Here is a 635-nt window from a genome sequence, read left to right as displayed (position 1 = left end):
ACCACTTCAGGACCGCCGGACATCGCGGCGCCAAGCACAATCCGTTCCGCGTGGATCACTCCATCGGATTGGTGCGAGAGCAGGCGAAGCGGGCTCACCGTCACACGCCCACCCGCCCAATTCGGGCAGCCTCGGCGGCCCAGCGCGCGGCCTCTCGGGCGCGCTCCTCGGTGGCCGTCCGAAGCGGACGGCCGGACGCTGCGGCGATGGCCCGGAGGCGGGCCCGGCAGTGCTCGCGGGCTGCACGTGCCGGCGATTCGGTCGGGTTATCCTGATGTTGGTCTGCGCCGTCGCCTGGTTGCCGATCCTGAACGCCGCCCCTTGCCGGGGGGCGGCGTTCCTCGTTGTTGAGGGTCACCGGGTCGGGTCCCCCTTGGGCTCCACGCCAAGCAGGACCAGCAGCGGCCGGGTCGGGACGAGGTAACGGGACCCGTGCTTGATCACCGGCGTTGGGAACTTCCCGTCGCGAACCAACTGCCTGGCCTTCCACAAGCCGCAGTCCACGATCGACCCTGCGGTCTCCACATCGACTGTGGCTGGCAGGTTGCGGAGCTGGTCGTGGCTCCAGCGTCCGCGACGCTGGCGGAGGACCTCGCCGGTCAGCCGTTCCGGCACGGCAGCTGAGCTTGTCGTTT

The 635-nt window shown here is 70.1% G+C and carries 1 protein-coding gene; it reads right to left on the bottom strand.

What is annotated here, in order from left to right:
- Positions 1–354: 354 nt before the first annotated feature.
- A partial coding sequence (locus AC08ON_RS17525) for a hypothetical protein (RefSeq protein WP_476617382.1) occupies positions 355–635 on the bottom strand: 281 nt, incomplete at its 5' end.

This window comes from Frankia sp. CoWAU3, assembly GCF_977971855.1.
Note: the sequence above shows the minus strand (reverse complement) of the source record. Positions and strands in the feature narration are given on the sequence as shown.